Annotated in this window: 24 protein-coding genes and 1 tRNA gene; 11 read left to right on the forward strand and 14 right to left on the reverse strand. The window is 54.4% G+C overall.

The features are described from left to right. Positions 1–96: 96 nt before the first annotated feature. Together AAAH10_RS03675 and AAAH10_RS03680 are read right to left on the reverse strand one after the other, a co-directional pair. Positions 97–669: a TetR/AcrR family transcriptional regulator gene (locus AAAH10_RS03675; RefSeq protein WP_343560633.1), complete on the reverse strand. Its 573-nt coding sequence runs from the start codon at positions 667–669 to the stop codon at positions 97–99. 45 nt (positions 670–714) lie between these two features. Further along, on the reverse strand, positions 715–1,911 hold the full coding sequence (locus AAAH10_RS03680; RefSeq protein WP_343560635.1) for a phosphoglycerate kinase: 1,197 nt from the start codon (positions 1,909–1,911) through the stop codon (positions 715–717). Between the two features lie 162 nt (positions 1,912–2,073). Between AAAH10_RS03680 and AAAH10_RS03685 the strand changes: the two genes are divergently transcribed. After that, positions 2,074–2,451, forward strand: a complete 378-nt coding sequence (locus AAAH10_RS03685; protein ID WP_343560637.1) for a hypothetical protein — start codon at positions 2,074–2,076, stop codon at positions 2,449–2,451. Between the two features lie 6 nt (positions 2,452–2,457). On the opposite strand, the gene AAAH10_RS03690 is transcribed toward AAAH10_RS03685, so the two are convergent. The 3 genes from AAAH10_RS03690 to mntR form a co-directional block, all read right to left on the reverse strand. After that, a complete protein-coding gene (locus tag AAAH10_RS03690; RefSeq protein WP_343560639.1) occupies positions 2,458–4,437 on the reverse strand; it encodes a hypothetical protein in 1,980 nt (659 codons plus the stop codon). Between the two features lie 218 nt (positions 4,438–4,655). Next, entirely contained in the window at positions 4,656–5,261 is a 606-nt protein-coding gene (locus tag AAAH10_RS03695) for a superoxide dismutase (protein WP_343560641.1), read from the reverse strand. A 223-nt stretch (positions 5,262–5,484) separates the two neighbouring features. Then, positions 5,485–5,934, reverse strand: a complete 450-nt coding sequence (mntR, locus tag AAAH10_RS03700; protein WP_343560643.1) for a manganese-binding transcriptional regulator MntR — start codon at positions 5,932–5,934, stop codon at positions 5,485–5,487. A gap of 200 nt (positions 5,935–6,134) precedes the next feature. On the opposite strand from mntR, the gene AAAH10_RS03705 reads away from it, so the two are divergent. From AAAH10_RS03705 to AAAH10_RS03720, 4 genes are read left to right on the forward strand one after another with little or no spacing between them, the layout of a single operon-like run. Continuing rightward, on the forward strand, positions 6,135–7,160 hold the full coding sequence (locus tag AAAH10_RS03705; RefSeq protein WP_343560645.1) for a metal ABC transporter solute-binding protein, Zn/Mn family: 1,026 nt from the start codon (positions 6,135–6,137) through the stop codon (positions 7,158–7,160). Positions 7,161–7,163: 3 nt separating this feature from the next. After that, positions 7,164–8,033, forward strand: coding sequence for a metal ABC transporter ATP-binding protein (locus tag AAAH10_RS03710; RefSeq protein WP_343560646.1), 870 nt, complete (start codon positions 7,164–7,166; stop codon positions 8,031–8,033). Further along, on the forward strand, positions 8,030–9,133 hold the full coding sequence (locus tag AAAH10_RS03715) for a metal ABC transporter permease (protein ID WP_343560647.1): 1,104 nt from the start codon (positions 8,030–8,032) through the stop codon (positions 9,131–9,133). Before AAAH10_RS03710 ends, AAAH10_RS03715 begins: the two co-directional genes overlap by 4 nt. After that, positions 9,133–10,110 carry a metal ABC transporter permease gene (locus AAAH10_RS03720; protein ID WP_343560648.1) on the forward strand — a complete coding sequence of 326 codons (978 nt, stop codon included), beginning with the start codon at positions 9,133–9,135 and terminating at the stop codon, positions 10,108–10,110. The genes AAAH10_RS03715 and AAAH10_RS03720 overlap by 1 nt, the downstream gene beginning before the upstream one ends. A gap of 36 nt (positions 10,111–10,146) precedes the next feature. Here AAAH10_RS03720 and AAAH10_RS03725 read toward each other — a convergent pair whose 3' ends face one another. After that, positions 10,147–11,097, reverse strand: a complete 951-nt coding sequence (locus AAAH10_RS03725) for a GlxA family transcriptional regulator (protein WP_343560650.1) — start codon at positions 11,095–11,097, stop codon at positions 10,147–10,149. A gap of 277 nt (positions 11,098–11,374) precedes the next feature. On the opposite strand from AAAH10_RS03725, the gene AAAH10_RS03730 reads away from it, so the two are divergent. Further along, on the forward strand, positions 11,375–12,910 hold the full coding sequence (locus AAAH10_RS03730) for a trimethylamine methyltransferase family protein (RefSeq protein WP_343560651.1): 1,536 nt from the start codon (positions 11,375–11,377) through the stop codon (positions 12,908–12,910). Between the two features lie 52 nt (positions 12,911–12,962). Here the strand turns inward: AAAH10_RS03730 and AAAH10_RS03735 are convergent, their stop codons facing one another. Both AAAH10_RS03735 and AAAH10_RS03740 read right to left on the reverse strand, forming a co-directional pair. Next, entirely contained in the window at positions 12,963–13,556 is a 594-nt protein-coding gene (locus AAAH10_RS03735) for a LysE family translocator (RefSeq protein ID WP_343560652.1), read from the reverse strand. A 106-nt stretch (positions 13,557–13,662) separates the two neighbouring features. Continuing rightward, the gene (locus tag AAAH10_RS03740; protein ID WP_343560654.1) at positions 13,663–14,883 is read right to left on the reverse strand and encodes an NAD(P)/FAD-dependent oxidoreductase; all 1,221 of its coding nucleotides are present in this window, start codon (positions 14,881–14,883) and stop codon (positions 13,663–13,665) included. Between the two features lie 301 nt (positions 14,884–15,184). Between AAAH10_RS03740 and AAAH10_RS03745 the strand changes: the two genes are divergently transcribed. Next, positions 15,185–15,883: a GntR family transcriptional regulator gene (locus AAAH10_RS03745; RefSeq protein ID WP_343560657.1), complete on the forward strand. Its 699-nt coding sequence runs from the start codon at positions 15,185–15,187 to the stop codon at positions 15,881–15,883. Positions 15,884–15,900: 17 nt separating this feature from the next. Here AAAH10_RS03745 and AAAH10_RS03750 read toward each other — a convergent pair whose 3' ends face one another. Beyond that, a complete protein-coding gene (locus AAAH10_RS03750) occupies positions 15,901–16,962 on the reverse strand; it encodes a quinone-dependent dihydroorotate dehydrogenase (protein ID WP_343560659.1) in 1,062 nt (353 codons plus the stop codon). Positions 16,963–17,007: 45 nt separating this feature from the next. Beyond that, a complete protein-coding gene (locus AAAH10_RS03755; protein ID WP_343560661.1) occupies positions 17,008–17,400 on the reverse strand; it encodes a DUF952 domain-containing protein in 393 nt (130 codons plus the stop codon). A 384-nt stretch (positions 17,401–17,784) separates the two neighbouring features. On the opposite strand from AAAH10_RS03755, the gene AAAH10_RS03760 reads away from it, so the two are divergent. Continuing rightward, positions 17,785–17,994: a hypothetical protein gene (locus tag AAAH10_RS03760; protein WP_343560663.1), complete on the forward strand. Its 210-nt coding sequence runs from the start codon at positions 17,785–17,787 to the stop codon at positions 17,992–17,994. A gap of 65 nt (positions 17,995–18,059) precedes the next feature. On the opposite strand, the gene AAAH10_RS03765 is transcribed toward AAAH10_RS03760, so the two are convergent. Further along, positions 18,060–18,821, reverse strand: coding sequence for a pseudouridine synthase (locus tag AAAH10_RS03765; RefSeq protein WP_343560665.1), 762 nt, complete (start codon positions 18,819–18,821; stop codon positions 18,060–18,062). A 96-nt stretch (positions 18,822–18,917) separates the two neighbouring features. After that, positions 18,918–20,513: a lysine--tRNA ligase gene (locus AAAH10_RS03770; RefSeq protein ID WP_343560667.1), complete on the reverse strand. Its 1,596-nt coding sequence runs from the start codon at positions 20,511–20,513 to the stop codon at positions 18,918–18,920. 238 nt (positions 20,514–20,751) lie between these two features. Here AAAH10_RS03770 and AAAH10_RS03775 point away from each other — a divergent pair, with 238 nt between their 5' ends. Next, complete coding sequence (locus tag AAAH10_RS03775) at positions 20,752–23,625, forward strand: ATP-dependent DNA helicase (RefSeq protein WP_343560669.1); 2,874 nt, start codon at positions 20,752–20,754, stop codon at positions 23,623–23,625. Between the two features lie 8 nt (positions 23,626–23,633). Here the strand turns inward: AAAH10_RS03775 and AAAH10_RS03780 are convergent, their stop codons facing one another. Then, on the reverse strand, positions 23,634–24,299 hold the full coding sequence (locus AAAH10_RS03780) for an ankyrin repeat domain-containing protein (RefSeq protein ID WP_343560671.1): 666 nt from the start codon (positions 24,297–24,299) through the stop codon (positions 23,634–23,636). Between the two features lie 209 nt (positions 24,300–24,508). On the opposite strand from AAAH10_RS03780, the gene AAAH10_RS03785 reads away from it, so the two are divergent. Continuing rightward, a tRNA-Pro gene (locus AAAH10_RS03785) sits at positions 24,509–24,585 on the forward strand. A gap of 45 nt (positions 24,586–24,630) precedes the next feature. Here the strand turns inward: AAAH10_RS03785 and AAAH10_RS03790 are convergent. After that, positions 24,631–25,521, reverse strand: a complete 891-nt coding sequence (locus AAAH10_RS03790) for a LysR family transcriptional regulator (protein ID WP_343560673.1) — start codon at positions 25,519–25,521, stop codon at positions 24,631–24,633. A gap of 93 nt (positions 25,522–25,614) precedes the next feature. Here AAAH10_RS03790 and AAAH10_RS03795 point away from each other — a divergent pair, with 93 nt between their 5' ends. Next, positions 25,615–26,118 (forward strand): lactoylglutathione lyase family protein, encoded by a 504-nt coding sequence (locus tag AAAH10_RS03795; protein WP_343560675.1) that lies wholly within the window; start codon positions 25,615–25,617, stop codon positions 26,116–26,118. The last annotated feature ends 132 nt before the right edge of the window (positions 26,119–26,250 follow it).

Raw genomic sequence — 26,250 nt, forward strand, 5'->3', positions numbered from 1 at the left:
CTTCACAACAAATATACCTACTAATAGATAGATAACAAAATCACAAAGACGTGAACCTGAAAGAAACAGGAACCCGTCACCTTTGATATCAGTTGATTACCCTGCTCTGACAAGCTCCAGCATGGAGACACAGTGCGCCTTGAAACGAGCGGGATCGTTCTTCCGATAGATCAGCAACCCCCCTTCAATGCCCGAGAAGATAATTGCCGCCATACATTCCGGTTTCAGATTAAACTTGAATGCTCCGGTTTCGGCCCCTTCCCTTAAAAGCTCCTGAAGCCATTTCTGATTGAGCTTGTAGAATGTTTCCAGAGAACAAAGCGTATCTTCTTCCAGACTGTCACACTCCGCGGTCAACATACCACACAGGCAAAAATGCTCATCTTCGATCAGGCCTGAAAAGTTATTGAGATAGGCCTTCAATCGTTCAGCCGGATTCTCCGGATAGTCCCGATCCAGCTTCTCAAGCGCCTCTTTAAAGTCGACCAGATAGTCGTCCATCATGGCCTTTGCCAAATGTCCCTTGGTCGGGAAATGGTAATGGACAGAAGCGGTTTTAATCCCGAGGCCATCGGCAAGCGTGTGAAAACTGAAACCGTTGAAACCGCGCTTCTGCGTAAGATTGCGTGCGAGATCCAACAGTTTTTTTGCAGTGTCTGACCGGGGCATGACTCTTCTGTCCTTTTACCGAAATCGAAAAGCGGCAGGGCCTTATTATTTCATCAAAGCCTTAACACCTGGTAGCGTTTTTCCTTCAAGCCACTCCAGAAAGGCTCCACCCGCTGTCGAGATATAGGAAAAATCGCCTGAAACACCCGCATGGGACAGCGCGGAAACCGTGTCGCCTCCGCCAGCAACAGTCAGCAGCTCACCTTTTTTCGTCTGCTCTGCAGCAAAACGCGCCACTTCATTGGTCGCCCGGTCAAACGGCTCTGTCTCGAAACAGCCGAGAGGACCATTCCAGACCAGTGTCCTGCATGTCATCAGGCGGGATTTGATCTCTTCCGCAGACTGGCTCCCCGCATCAAGGATCATCTGATCCCCGGGCACAGAGGACACATCCACAACAGCCGTCGTCACGCCTTCAGCCAGTGTCTCAGCCACAACGACATCACTCGGCAGGATAACATCGCATCCGGCCGCCTTTGCCTTGGCAAGAATGTCGCGCGCGGTATCAGCCATTTCGTGCTCACAGAGCGAACGGCCAACAGAAAGACCCTGGGCATTGAGGAAGGTATTGGCCATGCCGCCACCAATCACCAGGAGGTCTACACGGTCAATCAGATTCCCGATCAGATCGAGTTTCGTGGAGACTTTCGCACCGCCGACCAATGCAGCTACAGGACGTTTGGGTTGGCCCAGGGCCTGCTCCAGATGTTCCAGCTCGGTTTGCATCAGACGACCCGCAGCGGCCGGGAGAGCCTTCGCCAGTCCTTCTGTTGAGGCATGCGCCCGGTGTGCCGCAGAAAAAGCGTCGTTAACATAGACATCACCCAGCTCTGCAAGCGCACTGACAAAACCGGCCTCGTTGGCTTCCTCACCCGCATGGAAGCGGAGATTCTCCAGCAGGACGACCTCTCCGGGTTCTACAGCCTCGATCACAGCCGCTGCATTCGGACCGATTGTATCCGGAGAAAAGTGAACGGTATCTCCATCAAGCGCCCCGGATACCCCGGCAACAACCGGAGCAAGACTCATTTCCGGGACAACCTTGCCTTTCGGACGTCCAAAGTGCGCCATCAGAACAACCCTTGCACCCTTTGCCTGAAGGTCGCGGATCGTTGGCACCGCACGCACAATCCGGCTGTTGTCCGTGATCTCGCCATCTTTCATTGGAACATTGAAATCAACACGGACCAGAACCCGTTTCCCGGAAAGGTCCAGATCGTCAATAGTTTGGAAGGCATTCATGATTTCAGTGTCCTCGTCTTCTCTTTCGGAGTGTGCTTGTAAGGGGGAAACGTCCTGGTGCGAACCAATGTCTCTTAAGATGTTTCTTCTTTTTTCGTTCTCCCAGTGGTATCCCGAACACTCTAAAAATTCAAGATATCTGAGAAATACCGGAACAAAATTATGAACGAACACCAGTCAGAAGAGCACTTCAAAAACAAAATACGGCTGGCGCTTCAGAATTTGGCAGAAAAGCGGGAAACAGCGAGTTACAGACAGCTGGCCATAGCCGCAGAAATCCCTGGTCCACAGATTATTCACAAGCTCACACACCTGCTTGAGGAGATTCTCAGGGAGGATCACGAGGCTGGCAACTGGCCTTCACTTGCCATTCTGGCCGTCAGCCGGACAGAGCCAGCCATACCCCGCGCAGGCTTCTTTATTTTCCTGCGCGAGCAGCTGGGCCTTTACAGCAGTAAAAACGATGAAGGCCCCGATGCCGAGGCCTTCCATGCTGCTCTGCTTGAAAGTCTCTGGAACTGTCTCAACCAGAAACCCTGAAGGTAACTAACCGCCGCAACTGACGTAACGGAAGCCGCTACACTGGAACGAACTGCAAACCGTGCCATCCCCGATGTTCGCCGTCGGGAACAGAGCGCCAATATTGCGATCCAGCGCCCATCGCGTTGCCGTTTGATAACCCTTGGCCTGACACCATTCTACAGCAGCAGGCTTGCCGCAGTCCTCACCCGGCAGACGGCAATAGTTCAGACGGAAGCTGCCAACGACCGGATTTTCGAAACTGTCCGGATCATTCGCAATCTCCTCTTCTTCAACGGCCTGCGCAGCCTCTGACGGCAGAGTGACTGACTGGGAAGGAGCAGCCGGACTTGAAGGCAGAGTGACAGGGGCCAGCGTAACCGGCGCAGACGAAGGTGCAGGGCTTTCATCAAGAGGCTGCACAGATGAAACCTGCCCTTCCGTATCAGGAGAGAAGAGCTGATAGGACGGCGTGAAAAGCTCGTTGCTTGTTGAAGTCGACGCACTGCTGCGAGGACGCAGCGCTGCTTCCGGAACGGGCTCGGGTTTCGGAATGATGGAATCATCTCCGGCCGGGAAGATGCCGGCAGATTCGTAAAGGGCTGCAAGATTTGCTGTATTGGCAGGAACTGCAGGAGACTGCTGTACAACAGCAGCCGGGACCTGAACCGGCTCTGCAGGCACGACAACTGCTGCCGAAGCTGGCGCTGATGGGGCAACAGAAGCTGCCTCTGCAGTTCCAGACGCAGTCGGGGCTTCAACAGAAGCTGGCGCTCTTTGCGGCAATGTGACAGCTTCGTTTGATGGCTGCACAGCAACGGAACGTGCCGGGGAAGACACAGCAGGAGGAGCCTGAAGTTCTCCGGTAACCTCCGGAAGCGCTTCTGCTGGCTGAACCGGAACCGGCGCAGTTCCTGTGGCTGCTGTATCAACCGGGGCAACCTGATTTTCCACAGCTGTTGCCAAAGCGCTTACTGCCTGTTCTTCAACGGTTTCCGGCAGGGGAGCTGTTTCAACAACTTTGGGCTGAACCTGAAAATCCTGTGCTCTTGGCTGGACAGCAACACTTTGCGTGTAGGAAGCAGCCGGACCGGACAAATAGCGCACCTTGACAGAACGCGCAGTGCGTCCCAGTCCGTAATCATTCAGGTTAAAGCTGTCGAGAGATGTGCCCGGACGCGGAAGTGTCACGCCATTTCCCTGACAATCGAGCTGCTTGTAAATCGTTACACTCACATCATGCTTGATCGGCAGATAACCACGATCAAACTTGCCTGGTCCCATAACATACAGGCGTTCTGCTGCATTGAATTTCAGAACCGTATCTGTGCCGCCATAACTGGAAGGTCCAACCAGATTGCGACAGGAAGCCGTTGCGCCCTGATCCCAGGCCGGAACGAAGAGGCGCTGATAGTTCAGACGATCCAGGGCAGACCGACACCCCTGACTGTAACTGTTAAGCCTTTGCAGAAAAAGCGCTCCGGGAGGAGGCCCCATGTCCCTCTGAAACAGGATCATCGACTGGTAAAAATCATTCTGGGGGGCCTGTGCAGAGACCGGATGCGATCCGGTTTGCGGATTGTCCGGAAGAAAATCAGCCGTTGCGCCAAGCCAGAAAGCCCGGGTGCTCTTCCCATCGCCGATAACAGGAGCACACTGGCTGTCCACGTTTCCAAACTGCGGCTGTCCAAACAGGATAACACCAATTTCACCACCAACCTTCAGTGACGAGACAGCACTGTTCAAACCCGGTCCGAGATCGGGAACAAAACGATAGGGCTGACCCGCCGGCAAGGACCAGCGTCTGGCCTGACCATCCTGATTCTCCCCGTCAAAAAGGGTCACATCCCGCGAACCTGCAACGGCAGCGTCACTTGAAGATGCCGGCAAGGTTACAGCCTGCGCATTGGCGACCTGAACAGAATCGGAAACAACTGCTCCAAATGAAACAAAAGCCACAGAGGCAAGAGCAGTCAAAACGGACGAGACAGAGAAACGGATAGCCACAGGCCTGAACCCCTGATTAATAATCATAAAACAAGACAGACAGAGCCAATCCCCAACCAGACCATGCCTGCACAAAACGCACGTCACCAGATTGGCCTTTATAACCATCCGTCAAACCTGTGGCAATCTCGTGACGCAAAAAAGGGGCCCTGTTAAACCGTTCAGTCTGACAGAGCCCCTTTTTCTGATCTTCTGCGGTGAAATACCGTCAGCAAAACTTAACCGGCGTTGGAAAAACGCTCCGCAACATATTCCCAGTTCACGAGATTGTTCACAAAGGCCGTCACGTAGTCAGGACGCGCATTGCGATAATCGATGTAGTAGGAGTGTTCCCAAACGTCACAACCCAGCAGGGCGTGCTCATCAAAACAGATCGGGTTCACACCGTTTGGTGTTTTCGTAACCTTCAGCTTTCCATCCTGGCCGAGAACCAGCCAGCACCAGCCAGAACCGAACTGGGTCACACCGGCGTTGATGAATTCCTGCTTGAAAGCATCAACAGAGCCGAAGTCCTCAACCAGTTTCTTTTCCAGTTCGCCGGGAATGCTGCCGCCACCATTCGGGGACATCATCTGCCAGAACTCGATGTGGTTCCAGTGCTGGGAAACGTTGTTGAAGATACCAGCACGGGCCGCATCGTTGTATGTTGCCTTGATGATTGCTTCCATGGACTGACCTTCCAGATCAGTGCCTTCCAGCAGTTTGTTTCCGTTCACAACGTAGGCATTGTGGTGCTTGTCGTGGTGAAACTCGAGAGTTTCAGCAGACATGTAAGGGTTCAGCGAATCGTACGCATAAGGAAGGGCAGGAAGTTCAAGAGCCATTGGTCCGTATCCCGTATCTGGAAGTCGTAAGGAAAAGCTGTCAGCCCGATCAGGCCGCAACCATTAAACTGAATGCAAGATAGCCCGATTGTCAGCTGGAACAAAGGCTTTCTTGACCGACACAGATTAATCCCATCAATTTGGTCGGCTTCTTCAAAGCAAATGGCGTAAAGCAGGGTCGGAATCAAGCCCTCATTGACTGAATTTAAAGAAAAAAATGACTTCAGTCCTGCTCTATACGCAGAGTAAGCGCTTCAAGAGCCTTCAGTGTCTCTTCACTGACGTGATGCTCCAGACCTTCAGCATCCATTTCAGCCGTTTCATCACTCACACCGGCAGCCTTGAGAAACCGGACAACAATCTCGTGGCGATGACGGGCCTCGTCAGCCATGGCCTGCCCCTCATCCGTCAGAAAGATTGACCGGTACGGCCGGGAAATCACCAGGCCTTCACGCTGAAGCCGCGCGATGATTTTGTTCACAGTGGCATGGCTGACGCCCATGCGCCCGGCAATTTCGACAACACGCGCCTCGCCATTGGCTTTGATCAGGTCATCAATAAGCTCAACATAATCTTCTGCCACCTCTGTCTTGTGTGCTTCGCGGACCCGCTCGAACTTTGCGGCCTGAAGCTCTGCATCTTCCAGAATGCGGCGGTCCTGCTGATCTTCCATACTGATGACGTTTCCTGAATTCTTGACTGTGCCCCAAATTAACGAAGGGGCACGGGGGACGCAAGAAAGCATTAAAAGCCATGTTCACAAAAATGTGCCATTGACACCTTTTGTAGCCAAGGCTACATTTCGAAGCAATCCATACGTTCTACAGCTGCGTATGAAAACTGACTTTGAATAGAAGAAACCGGTCCCGCCCCATGTTTGAAAAACTGAACCTTCCGGCACAGTTCAAAAGAGCCCTTGCCGCCACAGTCTTCCTGTCTGCCGCGATGACAGCACCCGTCCATGCCACAGAGGATCGTCCAACCGTTGTGGCGACCATCGCACAGATTGCAGATGTTGTGAAAAACCTCACAGGTGACAGTGCAGAGGTGTCAAGCCTGATGGGAGAAGGTGTTGATCCGCACAGCTACAGAATGAACAGAAAGGACATTGCCCGTTTAACCCGCGCGGATCTGGTCCTTTACAATGGTCTCTATCTTGAAGCCCAAATGGAAGATGCCCTGCACAGAATGGGAGAAGACAAGCCCGTTCTCGCCCTCGGCGAGGCCGTCAATCCCCAGCTGCTTCTGGCTTCAGCGGACTATTCGGACAAGTTTGATCCGCACATCTGGATGGATGTCAGCAAATGGACAGCCGTCACGAAAAGGGCCCGCAAGAGCCTGCTTGACACCTTCCCATCGCTCGAATCGGCAATTGAGGCCAATTCCCAACCCTACATCAAACAGCTGAACAGTCTGCAAAACTATGTGGAAACCGTTCTGGCAACAGTTCCCGAAAACAGCCGCGTGGTTATTTCGGCACACGATGCCTTCAACTACTTTGGTGATGCCTATGGTTTTGAAGTGCTCGGCATTCAGGGGCTCAGCACGGCCAGTGAAGCCGGCCTGAAACGCATCGAGGACATGGTCGATCTTCTGGTTGAACGGAAAATCCAGGCCGTTTTTGTTGAAAGTTCCGTAGCAGACCGCAATCTGAAAGCCCTGATTGAAGGGGCCGCAGCACGGGGACACACTGTCCGTATTGGCGGCACACTTTTTTCCGATGCGATGGGAGCGCACGGCACCTATGAAGGCACCTATATCGGCATGCTGGATCACAACGCGACAGTTATCACCCGCGCGCTTGGTGGGGAAGCCCCGGCAAAGGGAATGCAGGGCAAGCTGACCGTAGCACCGGCCCAGGAAATCGAGCTTGCCCGGGAATTCGCAACGGAGAACTGACCCATGTCGAGATTTTCTGACCGCCTCAGGAATCTTCCTGCTTTTTTCAAGGACTGCGCCCTTGCTGTCAGCACTGGCGAGAAAGCTTCCCGGTCAACAGCCTCTCCCTTTGCCATTCAGGGCATGAACGTCGCCTATCACAACAAGGCCGTTGTTCGTGATCTGAATCTCGAACTCCAGCCCCAGCGCCTGACAGCCGTAATCGGCCCGAACGGCGCAGGAAAATCCACCTTTATCAAGGCCGCTCTGGGTCTTGTTCCCAAACTGGGAGGACGGGTCAGCGTTTTTGGCAAGGCCCTTGACCGCCAACGCCATTTGATTGCCTATGTGCCCCAGCGCGGCTCGGTCGACTGGGATTTCCCGGCCTCAGCACTGGATGTCGTCGCCATGGGTCTCTATGGCAGGATTGGATGGATCAAGCCGGTCCGCAAACATCACCTGGACACAGCCCGTCACTGGCTGGAAGAGGTTGGCATGGCCGAGTTCGCTGATCGCCAGATCGGGCAGCTGTCCGGCGGTCAGCAGCAACGCGTCTTCCTTGCCCGTGCTCTGGCCCAGAATGCCGAACTCTATATCATGGATGAACCCTTCGCCGGTGTTGATGCCGCAACCGAGCGCGCCATTATTACAACGCTGAAAAAACTCAAGGCACAGGGGAAAACCGTCCTTTGCGTGCACCATGATCTGCAAACCGCGCCCGATTATTTTGACAACGCCTTTATCATGCGCGTGACAGACATTGCCTCGGGTCCGATCAAAGAAGTCTTCACGATGGAGAACCTTCAAAAAGCCTATGGCGGACGCCTCCCCGAGGCAGAGTTGCAGGCCATTCTCTCCCGCCAGTCCGGTCGCGACGGAATCGCGTTGCAATGACAGACCTCCAGTTCAAACTGTTTCAGGACCTTTTGGGGATTCTGGGCCTGCAAGGCGGTTACAACACCTCCCTTGTCCTGATCGGCTCAGCCCTTCTGGGGGCCGTATCCGGTCTGGTCGGCAGCTTTTCACTGCTGCGCAAGCGGGCCCTGATCGCAGATGCCGTCAGCCACGCAACCCTTCCGGGTCTCGTACTGGGTTTCCTTGTTGCCATTGCCCTTGGATTTGATGGAAAATCCTTGCCTTTCCTCCTGATTGGCTCGGCTGTTTCAGGCCTGCTTGGCGTCCTCATGGTTCAATGGATCAGGGACAACACCCGCCTGCCCGAGGATTCAGCGATTGGCACAGTTCTGAGTTCCTTCTTCGGTCTTGGTGTCGTCCTGCTGAGTTATGTGCAAACTCTCAAAAACGGAAGCCAGGCAGGTCTGGAGGATTTTCTTCTGGGCTCAACAGCCAGCATGCTTCGTTCAGAGGCCGAGCTTATCGCAGTGATTGCCCTGCTTTTGTCCATCCTTGCACTGGCCTTTCGCAAGGAAATGGCTTTGGTCTGCTTTGATGCAGGCTTTGCTCAGGCGCTTGGCTGGTCCGTCAAACGCATTGACCTCATCATGATGGGACTTCTGCTGACAGTCATGGTCATCGGCCTGAAGTCTGTCGGCCTCATTCTTGTGATTGCCCTGGTGATCATTCCCCCCGTTGCAGCACGCTTCTGGAGTGACCGTTTGAGCACAATGCTCATACTTTCAAGTCTCTTCGGGGCTCTGTCCTGCTATCTGGGCGCGGCCCTTTCAGCCCTGGCTCCCGACATTCCATCCGGGGCAACCATTGTTTTGACGGCCAGTTCATTCTTCGTGCTGTCACTGGTTTTTGCCCCGCAAAACGGTGTTCTGGCAGCAGCTCTTCGCTTCACAGCTTTCCGAATCAGACTTTGCTCTGATCAGGTTCTGTCCGAACTGAACAAGGGAGAACCCGTTCCTGACAGCCTCACAAAGGCAATCGGACTCTATCAGCTGAGAAGCAGGGGACTGGTTGCTCCCCTTTCAATGGAAATCACCAGAGAAGGTCATCATTACCTCGCTTCCCTGCAGGAGGAAAACTGATGGACTTTTCTGTTCTGGATATTCCCCTGATCGATTTCCTCCAGATTGATCTCCCTGCCCTGCTCGTCGCTGTCTTTGCGGCCATTGTCTGTGCAATTCCCGGTTCCTTTCTGGTGTTGCGCAAGCAAAGCCTGATTGGCGATGCGATCAGCCACGTCGTCCTGCCGGGCATTGTTGCGGGCTTTCTGCTGTCCGGCACTCTGGCTGCAATCCCCATGACACTGGGCGCACTGGGGGCTGCAGTGATTTCTGTTCTTCTGATCGAGTTAATTCGCGTCCTTGGCAAGATCGAAACCGGTGCAGCCATGGGTGTCGTTTTTACCTCCATGTTTGCGCTGGGTGTCGTCATGCTGGAACAGACCGGATCTTCAGGCGTTCATCTGGATGTTGAGCACGCCCTGTATGGAAATCTCGAAAGCACCCTCTGGCTCGGCCTCGAAAAATGGAGTGATCTCTGGTCAGCCCGGGGCTGGGAAACCATGCCGCTCAGACTACAGCAGCTTTCCATTGCGCTGATCTGTGTGGTTGCCTTTGTCAGTGTTTTCTTCAAAGAACTGAAACTCTCGACCTTTGATCCCCTGCTGGCCACATCCCTGGGATTTTCCGCCCGCATCATGTCTTTCGGGCTTGTCATTGCAACAGCCCTCGCTGCCGTTTCAGCCTTCGGGGCTGTCGGAGCCATCCTTGCAATTGCCATGTTCATCTGCCCGCCCTCTGCGGCGCGTATGCTGACAGACAGGCTCTCGAGCCAGCTCTGGCTCTCGGCACTCTATGCCGGTCTTTCAGCCATTCTGGGATATGGTCTCGCTGCTTTCGGCCCTCTGGTTCTCGGAACCGACTTCGCCCTCAACGCTGCCGGCATGATCGCTGTCGTAGCCTTTGTCCTGCAATTTGTAACGATGCTGCTGGCTCCGCGGTACGGCATATTGAGCAGGCGGATAAAATCTGAAATCGAAACAGAAAAGGCCCCGTCCTGAACAGGGCCCCTTTCCTTTCCGGCACAAGCGATCTGCCTATTCGAAGGCGTCACCCGTCTCGACAATAACATCATCCTCGTCGCGTTCGGCTGGCAGTTTCCGTTCAGACAAGGGCGTACAGCCGAAGAAGTTTCTGTAACTTCTGGAGAAGTGGGCAGAAGAGTTGAACCCGCAGGCCACAGCGATATCGATAATGCGCATACGGGTCTGCATGATCAGTTGTCGGCTTCTGTACAGACGCAGTTCCGTGTAATAGCGCGCCGGAGACTTGTTGAACTGCTTTGCGAACATACGCTCGAGCTGACGACGGGATGTACCGGAAACCTTCGCCAGTTCCGACAGGTCCAGAGGCTCTTCCAGATTTTCTTCCATCGCCTGAATCACTTTCAGCAAGCGCTGGTCCTGGATGGCATAGCGCGCCGACAGCCCGAAATACTGGAATTCCCGGCGATCCCGGATCCGTTCATGCACAAACTGATCAGCCACCATACGGGCCAGATCAAAACCGTGCTCCTCGGCGATGATGTTGAGCATCATATCCAGACCGGCCGTCCCACCCACACAGGTCAGACGCTTGCCTTCGGCCTCGAAAAGCTCATTGGATGTTTCGATCTCAGGGAAGGTCTCATTGAAGGCTGTCAGATATTCCCAGTGCACGGCACAGCGGGATCGATCCATAAGACCCGCAGCAGCCAGAAAGTGGGATGCCGTATAGAGCGCGCCGATCACCTTGTCCTGCCGCCCGATCTGACGGAGCCATGCCAGAAGCGCGCCGGAGTCAAACATCGACAGATTGTGTCCGCCACACAGGATGATTGAAGGCCGTTTTCCAGCCTCTTCAAGCGATCCCATAACCTCCAGCTTCAACTCGTTGGACGCCTCAACAGACTCTCCGTCAATCGAGAAGACCTTGCAATCATAGAGCTTTTTGCGCGCAACCTTGTTGGCAACACGCAGCGGCTCCAAAGCAAAACTGAAGCTGTTCATCGAAAAGCCGGGCAAGAGCACAAAAGATATTGGCCGCTCCTCGCCGGTCTGGGACGGGGTAAACATTGCGACAGCAAACTCCTGAAAGCCTTGAAACAATACTCCACAATACTGAAAAAGCACTTTCCCTAGCAAGTGAAAGGATTTGCCAATCAGTCGAATGCGTTACCTCCTGATAACGTTTTGCTGACCTCCGCTTCAAGAAAATCCTTTTGCATCCCTTTCAAAAAATGTTGTATACATTTTGTATATTTTTCGAATTCAAGAGAGAGATGCCATGAGCACTAGCACCGGCAGACAGGCTGGCGGGCGCGCCGCGCGCCGCGCAGCCCGAACCAAGACCAAGATTGAGCAGCTTCCAGGCCTGAAAAGAGGCATCCCGACTGTGGAGGTTCTCAGTACCGAGGGAATCGAGAAGATCATCAATGCAGCCTATGCCATTCTGGAAGAGGTGGGCTGTGACTTCCGCGATCCGATTGCACCGGAAAGCTGGAAGAAAGCAGGCGCGGACGTCCGCGGAGAAAACGTCCGTATCCCGCGCGAACTGGTCCGGAAGCTGATGTCTACCGCACCAAGCGGCTGGACCCTGACGGCCCGCAACCGCGATCTGTCCGTGAAGGTTGGTGGCGACAACACCATTTTTGTCCCCATGGCCGGGGCACCATTTGTAGAGGATCTGGACGGCGTTCGCCGCTATTCCAAAATCGAGGACCTCAACAACTTCCACAAGCTGGCTCACATGTCACCAGCGCTGCATTCGACCAGCCACGTGATCTGCGAACCGATGGACATTGCGATTCCTCACCGCCATCTGCACATCACCTATTCTTCCATGAAGCATTCCGACAAAACCTTCATGGGCATGTCGACAACCGGTGAAAACGCAGAAGATGTGATCGAGATGGTCAAGATTCTCTTTGGTGAAGACTTCATTAAAGACCATCCGGTTGTCACAGCAAACTGTAACTGTAACTCCCCGCTGGTGTGGGATGAATCAATGCTGGGAGCCATGCGCGCCTATGGCCGCTGGAACCAGCCGGTTCTCTGCTCGCCTTTCGTCCTGGGCGGGGCGAACACACCGGCCTCAACCGTTCCATCTGTTGCGCAGCTCGTTGCCGAAGGCATGGCGGGTATGGCCTATGCACAGTTGGAGAACCCGGGAACGCCAGTCATCTTTGGTCACTACCTCTCCACAGTCTCCATGCAGTCCGGCGCCCCGATGGCCGGAACACCGGAGATCAGCCTGATGAACTTCATGGTCGGACAGGTCGCCCGTTACCTGAACGTCCCATGGCGCACGTCCTGTACACTGGGTGGCGCAAAATCCTTTGATGCCCAGGCTGGCTATGAATCAGCCACAACCATGATGGCCACCATTCTCGCTGGCGCAAACTACGTCTGGCACTCTGCGGGCTGGAACGAAGGCGGCCTCGTCGCTTCCATGTCCAAGTTTGTCGTGGACGCCGAGCAGATCGCCATGGGTTATCGCATGGCCGAGGGGCCGAAATGGGACGATTTCGAAGAAGCCCTTGCCACAATCCGCAACGTGGGTCCGGCTGGTCACTTCCTGGGTGAGCAGCACACACAGGACAACTTCCAGCGTGCCTTCTTCATGCCGAAACTGTTCGACAACAACTCCTTTGAACAGTGGGAAGCGGCAGGGAGTATTGAAACTCCGGAACGCGCAACCATCGCAGCGCGGCAGCTTCTCAATGACTACGAAGCCCCTGCACTGGACCCAGCCATTGATGAAGCCCTCCTTGCCTTCATCAAACGTCGGGAAAACGAGATCAATCCCGACAAAACTCTGTGACGTGATGATCCCTGCGTCCCTCGCCCCGTGTGCTCCGGCACACGGGCTTTTTTTATTCAAAAACAGCAGGCAGAACCGAAAGCAGAAGCAAAACAGCCATGACAGAATTGAACAGCCTGAGATGTGATGGCCTGCTGATCAGCCGGTTCATTCTTGATCCCAGCCACGCCCATGTGCTGACACTCGGCAGGTTCACAACAACGAAAACAGCAGCCACCAGCAGAACCGCTTCGGGCCTCTGATCCGGTGCATAGACCGAGACAGCAGAAAGAGCCATCGCCCAGGCCTTCGGATTGACCCACTGGAAAAGGGCAGCCTGCATAAAGCTGATGGGCTTGCCTTTTTCTTCCACTTTTGTTGTGCCGCTGGATGTTGCAATCTTCCAGGCCAGATAGAGCATGTAGATCAGACAGGCGATGCGAAGGCCGTCATAGACAAGCGGGAAAGCTTCGAAGATTGCCACAACGCCAAGTCCAACCATGATGAGCATGAAGGCAAAACCCGCAGCAATGCCGAGCATATGGGGGATTGTTTTGCGCACACCGAAGTTCGCGCCCGAGGTCATGAGCATGAAGTTGTTGGGGCCGGGCGTAATCGTGCTCACAAAAGCGAAGCTGACAAGCGCCAGAAGAAGATCAATCGGCATAATCTGCAATCCTGTAAAACACCAGAACTGCAGCCAAGCACACCAATTCACACTCCTCAACAGTTATATTGTGCGGATACAAAACGTATCGATACAATCAACTGTATTATTTCTCCACCCCGGCAGAGAGTTCACGCCAGGCCATCACCATCGGCGCTCCCAGAGATGTCAGGGGCGGCAAAGAGCTTGGCAGGCCACAGGATTTGAAGTCTGGCAGCAGCGGGTGCCTACCGCCTGCGACCTCTTCAGCCAGCATCAGGCCGGACAGGGTCCCCTTGGCAACGCCAATACCGTTCTGGCAAACGCCGGCATAAATACCTTCTTCCAACTGGCCGAAGCCGTGCCCGTTGTTCAGGGAAATGCAAAGATGCCCACCCCAGCGATGTTCCATCCCGACGTCATCCAGCATTGGGAAGCGTTTTCGGAATGACCGGTCATGGGCTTTTCCGATGCGCTCAACCTGCTTCCTGCTGGTGGACATATCCGGGTTATAGGTAAAGGTGTTCCGCACGACGATCCTCCCCTCCCGAATACGCCGGACTGTTGAGCCCATCGGATCAGCCGGGATCAGGGCCCACTCGTCCTTTCCTCCCAGTCTTTTCTGTTCAGCATCGCTCAACTGGCGCGTCATGGAACCGTAGGTAAAGACATGCAGGAACTTGCCCTTGAAGAACCCGAAGGATTCAGCCTGGCCATTGACTGTCATGAGAACCCTGCCTCCCTGCACGGATCCCCTGTCAGTCGTCACCAGGGGATTTTTGCCCGGCTGTACGGATCGCACAGGTGAATTTTCATAGAGGGTGACGTTGGCCGGCAAACGCTCAGCCAGCTTTCTGACGTAGGCTGCGGGCTGGATAATGGCAGCTCCGGGCGTGAAGAGGCCCCCGGTATAGAAATCACTTCCTGTCAGGGTCTTCATTTCAGACGCTGTGAGCGTCGAAAAATCCTCTCCCATGGATTCCAGACCACGGGCAAAATCCTGCAAATGCTTTTCGCCCTTGTCAGAAGCTGCACCATGATATTTTCCGCAGAAATTGAAACTGTCTCCCAGTTCCTTCTCTTCTGCCATCTGACGGGCATAATCAATCGCGGCCCGATTGAGGCGAATCTGCTTGAGGTCTTCCTCACGCTTGTTGGTATAGCTGTCGGAATTCAGATCATGCGGCAGATCGATCATAAAGCCTGTGTTTCGGCCGGCGGCTCCAAAACCCACACGCTGTGCATCAATCAGAACAATCGAATCATCAGGGCACAGTTCTGCCAGACGGTTTGCAGCCGTCAACCCGGCAAACCCGGCCCCAACAATAATCCAGTCCGCGGTCTGCATTCCTTCCAGGACCCTTGCGGCTTTGGGTTCAGGCAGGATTTCATACCAACCTGAGCCAGGGAGGTCAGCGGGCAGTCTTTTGGCTTGTCTGATCATGATCGGCCTTTAAAGCATTCATAGAATTATTGTTTTGATCACGTGCAACAAAAGTTCTCTCTATCGCACCCATCTCATAATACAATTTGTATACATTCAGGAATATTTTGTCATTCCAAAAGAGCCAGAAAGCTTTCCTTTCACGACAAACTTTTATAGGCTCACTGCCAGAATCATGTTCAGGGACAGTTTTTACAGGCGCATAATGACCAGAGACAAGACAGCAGGTACTCCTTACGCAGAGCTTCGCACACGGATCATTTCCATGGATCTTTTACCGGGACAGGATCTCGAGGAACAGGCGCTCGTCAAGGAATACGGTGTTTCAAGGACGCCTGTGCGCGAAGCCCTGATTCGCCTGAGCGCCGAGGGGCTGGTCCAAACCAGAAAGAATCGCAGCGCCATCGTTGCACCGCTGGATTTTGTCAGTCTGCGCGCCTATTTCGAAGCCAATACTGTCATTCAGAGATCCATCATCAGACTGGCTGCCCAGCGCAGAACCAAACAGGATCTTGCCGTCATCGAAACTGCAATGACAGCCTTTGAAGAGGCAACAGCCGCTGCAGACCGCGATGCGATGAACCGGGAAAACTACAACTTCCACAATGCAATCGCGAACGCATCACACAACCAGTACCTGATCGCCAGCTATCTGCGACTGCTGGCAGAGCATCAGCGCATCGGACAGCTGATCTATCAGCACAATCTGGTGACAGACGATCAGGCCGCACAGGCACTGGTCATCAAGCAGCACCGGGCAATATTCGATGCCCTCAGAGACAAGGATGCCCTGGCTGCAGAAACGCATTCGCAGGAGCACACGAATCTCTGCAAGGAAGACATTGCCAAGATTCTCCTCAACAGCGATTCAACCCTTGAAGAGCTGATGAACGAGGACGCCTGAGTCCCCGCTTCATCCCGTCAGATCCTCACATCGCTTCCGACGGCCTCCTGCACAGAGGCAAAACCGTCCTGCCTCAGCAGGGTAATCAGCCCACGCAGGATATCGTTCACCAGTTCCGGCCCCCCGTAAACCAGAGCCGAATAGAGCTGAACCAGAGAAGCCCCCTTTTTTATTTTTGTGTAGGCCTGCTCAGCAGAGGAAACGCCCCCCACACCGACAAGAGGAACCTCCCCCTTGGTCAGACGGTAGAATGTTTCCAGAACCTGCGTTGATGCCTCAAACAGGGGGGCACCACTCAAACCGCCGGTTTCACCGGCATGGGCAGAACGCAGGCTTTCCGGTCTGGCAATCGTTGTATTGCTGACGATCAGTCCGCCAAGCTTGCTGGCCAGCGCAACCTCTGCCACATCATTCTGATCTTCCCCGTTCAGATCCGGCGCCACTTTCAAAACAAGCGCAGGGGCCTTTTCCATTGTTGCCAGCACAGACTGGACAGCCCCGATCAGCTTCTCGAGCTCTTCCTTGCCCTGAAGCGCCCGCAGCCCGGGAGTATTGGGCGAGGACACATTGATCACCAGATAGTCAGCGTAGGGCGCGAGGGCCTCTGTTCCCAGACGATAGTCTGCAGCCGCATCCTCGCTGGTTTTGTTTTTCCCGAGGTTCACGCCAACCAGCCCCCCATATCCGGAAGCCCTCAAGGCTTTCAGACGCTCACGGGCAAAAAACCGTCCGCGGCTGTTAAATCCCATCCTGTTGATAACGGCTGCATCTTCACTCAGACGAAACAGGCGCGGTTTCGGATTTCCGGGTTGAGGCTCCGGTGTAATAGACCCCACCTCGACAAAACCGAAGCCGAGAGAGGCAAGAGGTCTGACAACCTCTGCATCCTTGTCAAATCCGGCAGCAATGCCCAGAGGGTTCGGAAAATCCAGCCCCCACAGGGATGTCTGAAGCAGCCCGTCCTCAACACTTTCGCCTCCGGAAACAAAACCACTCTTCAGAGCCCTGATTGCCAGACCGTGTGCCGTTTCAGGATCAAGGCTGTGCACCAGCGGTTTCATCAAACTGTAGATCGACATGTCATTCACACCACAAGAAAACATTTTCAAAAAGAAAAGGGCCGATCAAATCTGATCCAGCCCTTCATCATCAAACCATTCGGGAAAAACGTGATTGCCCTGCTCATCCAGAGGCAAGGGCGCCGAACGCACAACAGCTTCCGTTTCAAAGGCACCATAATAATGGGGGAAGAGAGCCCCGGACCGGGATTCTTCCCAGATGAGCCCCTTTTCACTGTTTCTTCTGGCGCTCTCCTGCAAAGCCTCTTCATCAGCTTCAAGCAAAACCAGCCCATGTTGTCCCGCCCTGTGCCTGGCTGCAGAAATTCTGATCTGTGCGGCGGAGGAGAAATGAATAAAACCGTCAGCCAGATCCTGCGAGGACCCCTGGTATCGTCCGGCCTCACAAGCCTGATCCCATTCATCCTGCCTGCACATGTGATACACAACCCCGGTCATTCCTGCTCTCCAATAAGGCGAAAACCTGAGCCGACACTTATCACCATCGCCGCATCAAAGACAAGCCTTCCCACACTCTTCACCAAACAGCCAAGAACAAATAAATCGCATAATGCAATTAATTTGCCTCATAATTGCATTATGCAAAACACCCCTCGCAAGAATCATTGCAAAATGCAACGATCTTCGAGCGTCTGTCAGGATACGAAAAGCGATCCAACTTTTCCCACGTCGAAAAAAGCGAAAAAATATCTTTTATTTTAAATAGTTTATTTTCAATTCAACAAAATAAACCACCACTGGGGAAAAGTTGGCACGGCTCCTGCTTATATCTTTTCACGGAGGCCTTTTGCGAGTGAGGCTTCCTCTTGTAGGAGAATGAAAATGATTGCAGCCTCATCCACTACACCCGAGATTGGCAGTAAAGCCTTTCAAACAGCTCTTCATGTGGTCGCTGTTATGGGTCAGTCCGGTATGTCGCTCGTTCCTTCTTCACCTACATCCGCGATGCTGGAAGCAGGATCGCACATCAGCAATCTTGGTACGGAAGACCTTCGGGAAATCTATACCGCCATGATTGAGGCAGAGACCTAACCCCCTCCTGCTTTGATTTGATTGCTGCCAGATTGTCTTGAGCCTGTGAGGGCAATCTGAATTCTTTAAGGGCGGGAGGTGCGTTTTCCCGCCCCCTTTTTTTGACTTTTTTTCCTCCGGGCAGGCCTTTGTTTCTCCCCGTTTCCTCCTGAAGCAAGCCGATCACCATCCGTCTGCGCTCTGTTGTTTTTGCGAACGCGGGTTTTCTTACGCTTGCCATCATAGGCCTTCTGAATCTCGGCATCTGCGAGAATCTGCTGCCTCTCTATGGGAACGCTGTGGCCTTCCCAGGCTTCAGGTTCAAGACCTGCCAGAAAATCATTCAGCGTCAATCGACCAATAGAAGCACGAACAAGCCGCAAGGTCGGAAAGCCGACAGCAGCTGTCATCCGGCGCACCTGTCTGTTCTTTCCCTCCGTCAGGGTCATTTGGATCCAGCTGGTCGGAATCGCAGCGCGGTAGCGCACAGGCGGATTGCGCTCAGGCAAAAGAGGTTCACCCTCAAGCTTCGAAACCTTGCAGGGTCTGGTCTGATATCCGCCCTTGATTTCGACACCCGAACGCAAGGCCTCAAGGGCTTCCGGGCCGATATCCCCCTCAACCTGCACCCAATAGCTGCGCTCGTGACCAAAGTCCGGATCCATCAGCAGGTGCATGAAAGGCCCGTCATCGCTCAGAAGCAACAGTCCCTCACTGTCCCTGTCGAGCCTTCCCGCGACATAAACACCTTTGGGCAAGCCAAAGGCAGCAAGGGTTTTCTGCCCCTCATCACCTGTAAACTGGCTCAGAACATCATAGGGTTTATAGAGCGCGATATAACGCGGCATGACAGCTCCCAAAGGAAAAGGAAATCAACTCTAGCACGAATCAAACAGGCCAGCCCTCGAACAAGGGCTGGCCTGTCCGGCATTCAGCTTCAGCTCTTATTCCTGGGCAGAGAGATCTGCGCCCGCGAGAACCCTGTTCACGAGATCCAGTGACGCTTCCAGTCCAAAGAGCGTAAAGAAGGTCCCCATTCGCGGCCCCTGTGGCTGCCCGAGCAGAACCTCATAGAGACACTTGAACCATTCACGCAGATTCTCGTATCCGTGGTTCTTTCCAATGGTAAAGATCTCGGTCTGAAGATCATCCGACGAAATTTCGCGATCAACCTTTTCCAGAAGGCCCTTCAGTTCTTCAAAGGCCGGGCGTTCCTGCTCGGTTGGCAAACGGTATTTCAGGCTCGGGCGAACAAAATCCTGATAGTAGCGTACGGCATAGCCTGCAAGACCATCCAGGAAAGGTGCCGTTTCGGCCGAGGCTTCCGGATCGTAGCGCTTGATAAAGTTCCACAGCGTTTCCTTGTCCTGTGCATTACAGACAGACGCCAGGTTCAGCAACAGACCAAAGGTCACGCTGCCCTTTTCCTGTGGCACAGCTCCGGAGTGAATGTGCCAGGCCGGATTTTCGAAGCGCTGGGCCTCATCCTGCCCGGCAACCTTGCCGCGGAATGTTAGATAGTCATCCACCATGCGCGGAATAACATCAAAGTAGAGCTTCTTCGCCGCACGTGGCTTATTGTACATGAACAGCGACAAACTTTCCTGTGGAGCATAGGTCAGCCATTCTTCCAGAGACAGGCCATTGCCCTTGGATTTCGAAATTTTCTCGCCCTTCTCATCCAGGAAAAGCTCATAGGTGAAGGTCGCAGGCCCCTTGCCCCCCATGGCTTTCTGGATGCGGTTCGCCTGTTTGACAGAATCAATCAGATCCTTGCCCGACATCTCGTAGTCGACATCCAGGGCATACTGGCGCATCGCCCAGTCCGGTTTCCACTGCAGTTTGCAGTGACCGCCTGTGACAGGTGTTTCAACCAGAGACCCGTCATGGTCCCTGTAGACAATTGTTCCGCTGTCCAGTTTCGTTTCAACAACCGGAACCTGAAGAACATGACCTGTTTTGCTGCACACCGGCAGGAACGGGCTGTATGTCGCCTGACGCTCTGCGCCCAGAGTTGGCAGCATGATCTTCATCACATCATCATAATGGGCCAGAAGTTTCAGCAGGGCTTCGTCAAAGCGACCGCTTTTGTAGGTCTCTGTCGAGGAGACGAAATCATACTCGAAGCCGAAGCTGTCCAGAAAACTGCGCAGACGCGCGTTGTTGTGATGCCCGAGGCTTTCGTGAGTCCCGAAAGGATCCGGCACTTCTGTCAGGGGCTTGTGCAGATACTCAGCAAGCATCTCCTGTTGCGGAAGATTTGTCGGAACCTTGCGGAAACCATCCATGTCGTCGGAGAAACAGATCAGCTTTGTCGGAATGTCACTGATCTGCTCAAAGGCCTTGCGCACCATCGTTGTGCGTACAACTTCACCAAAGGTACCAATGTGCGGCAGACCGGACGGGCCATAACCTGTCTCGAAGAGCACGTAGCCCTTCTCGGGTTTCTTGCCACCCACATGAGCCAGAACCTTACGTGCTTCTTCAAATGGCCATGCTTTCGCCTGCATGGCGATATCCCGGTGCGGGTGGTCAGACATGATAGAAATCCTCAAGACTTGCCGGGCACATCACGTGGTCCCCGGCCTGGACAGATTGATAGTGCCCGCACACTATTATCAGCAAGCCCCCGCGTCAATGCAGGGCGCAGGTGAATGTGAAACCACAGATCAGAAAGAGAAGGGAACAGTATCCGGCAGGCCTCTGTTCTTCTCTTGTTCTCAATCCTGCAAAGCTTTAAGTAAGGAAGGCAGATACCTTGCCATCCCGGACACCCCCATGCACGACTCGCCAGACCAGCAGCAAACAGCAGGCTCCCAGCAGGACATTCTCCTGCCGCGTGCGCCCCTGCTCCTGTCCGGTTTGCGATTTTCCGTATGGATTTCACCGGATGGAGAAAGCGAGCGCATTGCAAACTCCGAAGCTGCCGGACGCATCACACTCGAACCACCTGTTGTCTGCCACGGCAAGGCAATCGCACATCGCCTCGGTGTGGACCCCTTTCCCTGCTACGATGTTCTAGAACTCATAGCCTTTACACATCCGGCAACCAGCTGCACGCCGACACCAAGAGGGCTGGCTGCCTTTCTGGGAGCGCCCGAACCAACATCCATCGAACAGGCCACCCTTCTGAATCTTCACACCGCTGAAGCCATGCTGCGTGAACTGGCGGCACGGGGATCGCATTTTGATCCGCACGCCGCTGAAGCAGCCCGCAACATGATGGCGGGAGGATGGCTCTGGGGCTCCGCTGTTCTGGCAGCTCTGGGAGCTGAGGAAATCTACACTCCCAATCCTCACCCCTCGAAAGCCCTGCGTGTATGGGAACGGCTGGAAGAGTGGCAGGAAACACCACCGGAAGTTCCTCAGGGTCACGCTTCTGTCCAGCCGGAGGAAGCCCGCCAGAAGCTGGCCAGCCTTCTTGGAGAGGGATCGGAACAGCGCCTTCAGCAGGCCGACTTCACCTCTGCTGTATCCCAGGCCTTTGCCCCCAGACAGATTGCCGGAGAACCCAATCTGGTTCTTGCCGAAGCAGGAACAGGCGTTGGGAAAACCCTGGGGTACATTGCTCCGGCCAGCCTCTGGGCCCAGAAAAACGAGGCTCCCATCTGGCTCTCGACCTACACCCGCAATCTTCAAACCCAGATTGATGGTGAACTGGATCGACTCTATCCGGAGCCATGGAAGAAAAAGAAAAAAGTCGTCATACGCAAGGGGCGTGAAAACTATCTCTGCCTTTTGAATCTGGAAGAAGCCGTCAGCGCCCTGACGGCACGCCCGCAGGATGCGATCGCCGTGGGGCTGATGAGCCGATGGGCCGCACACAGTCGGAACGGCGACATGGTTGGCGGCGATTTTCCCGGCTGGCTTGCCGAACTGGTTGGACGCCCCAGAACACTGGGACTGACAGACCGCAGGGGTGAATGCATCTATGCAGCCTGCCCCCATTACAGCCGCTGCTTTATCGAGCGCAATATCCGCAAAGCCAGAAAGGCCGAGATTGTGGTTGCCAACCACGCCCTTGTGCTCATGCAGGCCGCCATGGGTGGCGGACGCGATGAAGGCGCCCTGCCAACCCACTATGTCTTTGACGAGGGGCATCACCTTTTTGATGCAGCTGATTCGGCTTTCTCGGCCCATCTTTCTGCCGTTGAATCACAGGAACTGCGGCGGTGGCTGGCAGGAGCGGAAACGACAAGCCGCAACACCAGCCGGGCACGCGGATTGAAAAAACGCATCGAGGAACTTGTCGCCACCGACACAAAAACTGCAGAGCACGTTGAAGATATTCTCTACGCAGCCCGCTGTCTGACCGGAGACGGCTGGGGCAACCGCATGATCGATGCACAGCCCGAAGGCCCGATGGAGCGATTTCTTCTCCAGGTTCGTGAACAGGTCTATGCCCGCAACGGGGAAAACAGCAGTCCCTATTCCCTGGAAGCGGAAACCCACCCTGTCAATCCGGAGCTTCTGAATGCCGCAAAAGAGCTGAAGGAATCCCTGAAAGACCTTCTGGAACCTGTGCTTCGTCTCAGAAAAAGGCTGGACCAGCGCCTCGACGAAGAAGCCGCAGAAATGGAAAGCGAAACCAGACGCAAGATCGAGTCCACCTGCCGCACACTGGACCAGCGCGCGCTTGGGCAACTGGAAGCCTGGATTTCCATGCTGAAGGCCCTTGAAGAGGAAACGCCTGAAGATTTCACAGACTGGTTGTCTGTGGAACGCATTAGCAACAGGGACAGTGATGTCGGACTGCATCGCCACTGGGTCGATCCCATGCGCCCCTTTGCCGGAACCCTGCTTTCACAGGCCCACGGGGTCGTTGTCACCTCGGCCACCCTGACTGACGGCAACATCAGCACCGAGCCCCGGACAGCCACAGACGACGAAATCTCGCCGGACCTGCAGCAGGCTGACCAGGCTGACGGTGATGAATGGCTGCGCGAATGGATCGGCGCGGAACAGAGAAGCGGAGCGGTCTATCTGCCCAACAGCCCCATTCGCGCCCGCTTCCCCTCCCCCTACAATTACGAGGAACAGACAAAGGTTCTGGTCGTTCGTGATGTGCGCAAGGACGATCTTGACCAGGTCGCGGCCGCCTACCGCGAGCTTTTCCTGGCGTCACGGGGTGGTGCCCTGGGACTTTTTACAGCCATTTCCCGTCTGCGCGCTGTCCACGAACGCATCGGGGACCCTCTGGATCGCGCAGGCCTGACACTCTACAGCCAGCATATTGACGGTATGGATACCTCGACCCTGATCGATATCTTCCGCGCGGAGCGGGATTCCTGTCTGCTCGGCACCGATGCTGTGCGTGACGGGGTTGATGTGCCCGGGGAATCCCTGCGCCTGATTGTTTTTGACCGCGTTCCCTGGCCGCGCCCGACAATCCAGCACAAGGCCAGAAAAGCCAGATTTGGCGGAAATTTCTATACAGACAGCCAGACCCGCCTGAAGCTGAAGCAGGCCTATGGCCGCCTTGTCCGCAGAGCATCGGACCGGGGGGTCTTTGTCCTTCTGGACCCGATGATGCCAACACGGCTGACCAATGCCTTCCCCCCCAATGTTGACATCCATCGCTGCGGCCTGGCCGAAGCGGTCGGCCTCACACAGGAATTTCTGAAACCACGCTCCCGACAAAACCCGGAATAGCGCCTCCGCTATTCCCCCTGACGGACAAGAAGCCTGACAAGAGCCCCGTACCCCTTTTGCCGGGCGTGATCCAGAGGCGTCAGTCCATCCCTGTCAGCCTGATCCCGGTCGGCCCCGGCGTCCAGCAGCAGGGAAACAATCTCCACATAGGGCTGACTTCCATCACCAAGGATCACAGCCTCCAGCAGAGCCGTCCAGCCAATGGCATTGATCCGGTTCAAAGGGGCCCCTGCCTCAATCAGCATTCTGACAATTTCCACCTGCCCCCTTGCTGAAGAGTAGATCAGGGCAGATCCACGATACACAGACGTCACCATGGTCGGATCGGCACCGGCTGCCAGTGCTATCCGGGCCAGTTCCGGGGTCCGTGTCGTTGTCGCAATATTCAGAATATCGCGCGCCTTGTTGTTGAGTGCATTGACATCCGCACCGATCGCCAGCAGGTCCCGGACCAGAGACACATGTCCGTTCCGCGCAGCAATGAGCAAGGGAGTATTTCCTTCGGCGTCGCGGGCTTCCAGCAGCAGCATATCCTTTGCAATCCGGTTCAGGACAGTTTCAGCCTGTCCGTTTGCGACCTCTTCGAGGAAAGTCTGATGCTGTGCCTGCGCAGGCTGTAACCCGTTCAAAAGAATGAAAACCAGTCCTGACACAACAATCAAGCCACGCAGCATATCCCTGCTCCTTTTTCACCATCCGTTTCTGAATCCAGCCTTGCCAGAATTGCATCTTTTCACGGGCAAGCAACTGAAAAAAAGACAGAATCAAACGCTTTAAAAACAGCGTTTTACAAGGGGGCGACAGCAATGTTCCATTTTTTTGACGCAGGCTTTTTTTTTGCTTGCAATGTCTGAACGAGAAGACTAAACACACCTCCAGTGAGCGGGGAGTAGCGCAGCCTGGTAGCGCACCTGTTTTGGGTACAGGGGGTCGGAGGTTCGAATCCTCTCTCCCCGACCACTTTAAAAAAGCCTGCGTTTGACGCGGGTTTTTTTATGCCTGAAATCAGCCTGAAGAAGAGACGGATCCCGGATTTCCTCCCAGAACCGATGTGAGCAGGTCAAATCGCGCCGGAAGCTGTCGGCCTGCTCTTTTAACAAGGTATAACGGTTTTTGAACGGCTCTTTCCGGAAAGAGAATTCTCAGCTCCGGGCGTGCCTCAAAGCTCTCATAAGCCGATCTCTGCAGAACAGTAAATCCCAGTCCCAGAGCGACAGGCAACAAAATCTGGTGGATCTGATTCACAAAACCGGATTCCCTGATCTGCTGCAGTGACTGGAAGTGATCAGGAAAAAGCTGCTGCAGAACCTCCTGACCAAAACGACGCCCGTCAGGGTGATTGATGAAACCCAGCTCCAGCAAATCCTCCCATTCCCCCTCAAAGGATTTCGGAACAATCAGGCAAAGCTCTTCCCGGCCTGCTTCCTGAAAATCAACGCCATCATACTCCTCCACACCGGAAACAATCCCGACATCCAGTTCTCTTGAACTGACCAGCTTCAAAATGCGTTTTACAGGAGCAGCTTCCAGCCTGACTGACAGACCGGGATAGCTCCGCTGCAGTTCCAGCAACCGGGGGTAAAGCTCCAGCGCCTGGGCACCGGAACAGGCCAGCCGGCAGTCTCCGGAAAAGGGATCATCGGAAACAATCCGTTCAATCAGACTCTGCTCGTTCTCTTCCCGTTCACAGGCGAAAACAAAAAGCTTCTCTCCGGCAGGGGTCAACTCGAACTGTTTTCCAAAGCGGGAAAGCAGAGGTGTTTCCAGATCGCTTTCAAGCTTGCGCACGTGCTGGCTGACCCCGGGCTGGGTCATGTGCAGGCGCCGTGCAGCTCCGGTAAAGCTTCGCTCTTCAACAAGAGCCTTGAATGTTCTCAGATGGACAGAGTTAATCATAACAAAACATTATCATAAAAATTATGAACGATAATTTTTTATTTCCCTTCAGAACTCCTAAATTTAACGGGACAGACAAACAGGAGACTGATCATGTCCACACCCTATCCGCGTACCTTTTCCCATATCGGCCTGTCCGTTCCCGATCTGGATGCTGCCGTCAGGTTCTACACAGAAGTCATGGGCTGGTATCTCATCATGCCCCCGACAACCATTCAGGAGGACAACACGGCAATCGGGGAAATGTGCATTGATGTCCTTGGCAGGAACTGGGAATCCTTCCGCATTGCGCATCTGTCCACCGGAGACAAAATTGGCGTGGAGCTCTTTGAATTCAAACAGAATGAAAGACCCGAGAACAATTTCGAATACTGGAAAACAGGCCTCTTTCACTTCTGCGTCCAGGATCCGGATGTCGAAGGGCTTGCAGAGCGCATTGTCGCAGCAGGAGGCAGGAAGCGCATGGAAAAGCCGCGCTACTATTATCCGGGCGAAAAGCCCTATCGCATGATCTACATGGAAGATCCCTTCGGCAATATTCTGGAGATCTACAGCCACAGTTACGAACTGCATTATGCCGCAGGGGCTTACAGCTGATCAACAGTCAGGAAAGGAGGTTACGCAGCCTCCTTTCATGCCCTGCAACCGGATCGTGTAAAACAGGACGCCTTAACCCTTTTTTTACTGAGCCAGATCATATCGCTTACATTTCCGCACGCCTATCCTTGG

This window comes from Carbonatibacter coralli, assembly GCF_039592655.1.
In the GTDB taxonomy this organism is placed as follows: Bacteria; Pseudomonadota; Alphaproteobacteria; order Kiloniellales; family Kiloniellaceae; genus Carbonatibacter; species Carbonatibacter coralli.

What these genes read in the sequence shown, in the direction of transcription:
- AAAH10_RS03675 (WP_343560633.1), bottom strand. Translation starts at nt 669, where the DNA reads ATGCCCCGGTCAGACACTGCAAAAAAACTGTTGGATCTCGCACGCAAT.
- AAAH10_RS03680 (WP_343560635.1), bottom strand. Translation starts at nt 1,911, where the DNA reads ATGAATGCCTTCCAAACTATTGACGATCTGGACCTTTCCGGGAAACGG.
- AAAH10_RS03685 (WP_343560637.1), top strand. Translation starts at nt 2,074, where the DNA reads ATGAACGAACACCAGTCAGAAGAGCACTTCAAAAACAAAATACGGCTG.
- AAAH10_RS03695 (WP_343560641.1), bottom strand. Translation starts at nt 5,261, where the DNA reads ATGGCTCTTGAACTTCCTGCCCTTCCTTATGCGTACGATTCGCTGAAC.
- mntR (WP_343560643.1), bottom strand. Translation starts at nt 5,934, where the DNA reads ATGGAAGATCAGCAGGACCGCCGCATTCTGGAAGATGCAGAGCTTCAG.
- AAAH10_RS03705 (WP_343560645.1), top strand. Translation starts at nt 6,135, where the DNA reads ATGTTTGAAAAACTGAACCTTCCGGCACAGTTCAAAAGAGCCCTTGCC.
- AAAH10_RS03710 (WP_343560646.1), top strand. Translation starts at nt 7,164, where the DNA reads ATGTCGAGATTTTCTGACCGCCTCAGGAATCTTCCTGCTTTTTTCAAG.
- AAAH10_RS03715 (WP_343560647.1), top strand. Translation starts at nt 8,030, where the DNA reads ATGACAGACCTCCAGTTCAAACTGTTTCAGGACCTTTTGGGGATTCTG.
- AAAH10_RS03720 (WP_343560648.1), top strand. Translation starts at nt 9,133, where the DNA reads ATGGACTTTTCTGTTCTGGATATTCCCCTGATCGATTTCCTCCAGATT.
- AAAH10_RS03725 (WP_343560650.1), bottom strand. Translation starts at nt 11,097, where the DNA reads ATGAACAGCTTCAGTTTTGCTTTGGAGCCGCTGCGTGTTGCCAACAAG.
- AAAH10_RS03730 (WP_343560651.1), top strand. Translation starts at nt 11,375, where the DNA reads ATGAGCACTAGCACCGGCAGACAGGCTGGCGGGCGCGCCGCGCGCCGC.
- AAAH10_RS03735 (WP_343560652.1), bottom strand. Translation starts at nt 13,556, where the DNA reads ATGCCGATTGATCTTCTTCTGGCGCTTGTCAGCTTCGCTTTTGTGAGC.
- AAAH10_RS03740 (WP_343560654.1), bottom strand. Translation starts at nt 14,883, where the DNA reads ATGCAGACCGCGGACTGGATTATTGTTGGGGCCGGGTTTGCCGGGTTG.
- AAAH10_RS03745 (WP_343560657.1), top strand. Translation starts at nt 15,185, where the DNA reads ATGACCAGAGACAAGACAGCAGGTACTCCTTACGCAGAGCTTCGCACA.
- AAAH10_RS03750 (WP_343560659.1), bottom strand. Translation starts at nt 16,962, where the DNA reads ATGTCGATCTACAGTTTGATGAAACCGCTGGTGCACAGCCTTGATCCT.
- AAAH10_RS03755 (WP_343560661.1), bottom strand. Translation starts at nt 17,400, where the DNA reads ATGACCGGGGTTGTGTATCACATGTGCAGGCAGGATGAATGGGATCAG.
- AAAH10_RS03760 (WP_343560663.1), top strand. Translation starts at nt 17,785, where the DNA reads ATGATTGCAGCCTCATCCACTACACCCGAGATTGGCAGTAAAGCCTTT.
- AAAH10_RS03765 (WP_343560665.1), bottom strand. Translation starts at nt 18,821, where the DNA reads ATGCCGCGTTATATCGCGCTCTATAAACCCTATGATGTTCTGAGCCAG.
- AAAH10_RS03770 (WP_343560667.1), bottom strand. Translation starts at nt 20,513, where the DNA reads ATGTCTGACCACCCGCACCGGGATATCGCCATGCAGGCGAAAGCATGG.
- AAAH10_RS03775 (WP_343560669.1), top strand. Translation starts at nt 20,752, where the DNA reads ATGCACGACTCGCCAGACCAGCAGCAAACAGCAGGCTCCCAGCAGGAC.
- AAAH10_RS03780 (WP_343560671.1), bottom strand. Translation starts at nt 24,299, where the DNA reads ATGCTGCGTGGCTTGATTGTTGTGTCAGGACTGGTTTTCATTCTTTTG.
- AAAH10_RS03790 (WP_343560673.1), bottom strand. Translation starts at nt 25,521, where the DNA reads ATGATTAACTCTGTCCATCTGAGAACATTCAAGGCTCTTGTTGAAGAG.
- AAAH10_RS03795 (WP_343560675.1), top strand. Translation starts at nt 25,615, where the DNA reads ATGTCCACACCCTATCCGCGTACCTTTTCCCATATCGGCCTGTCCGTT.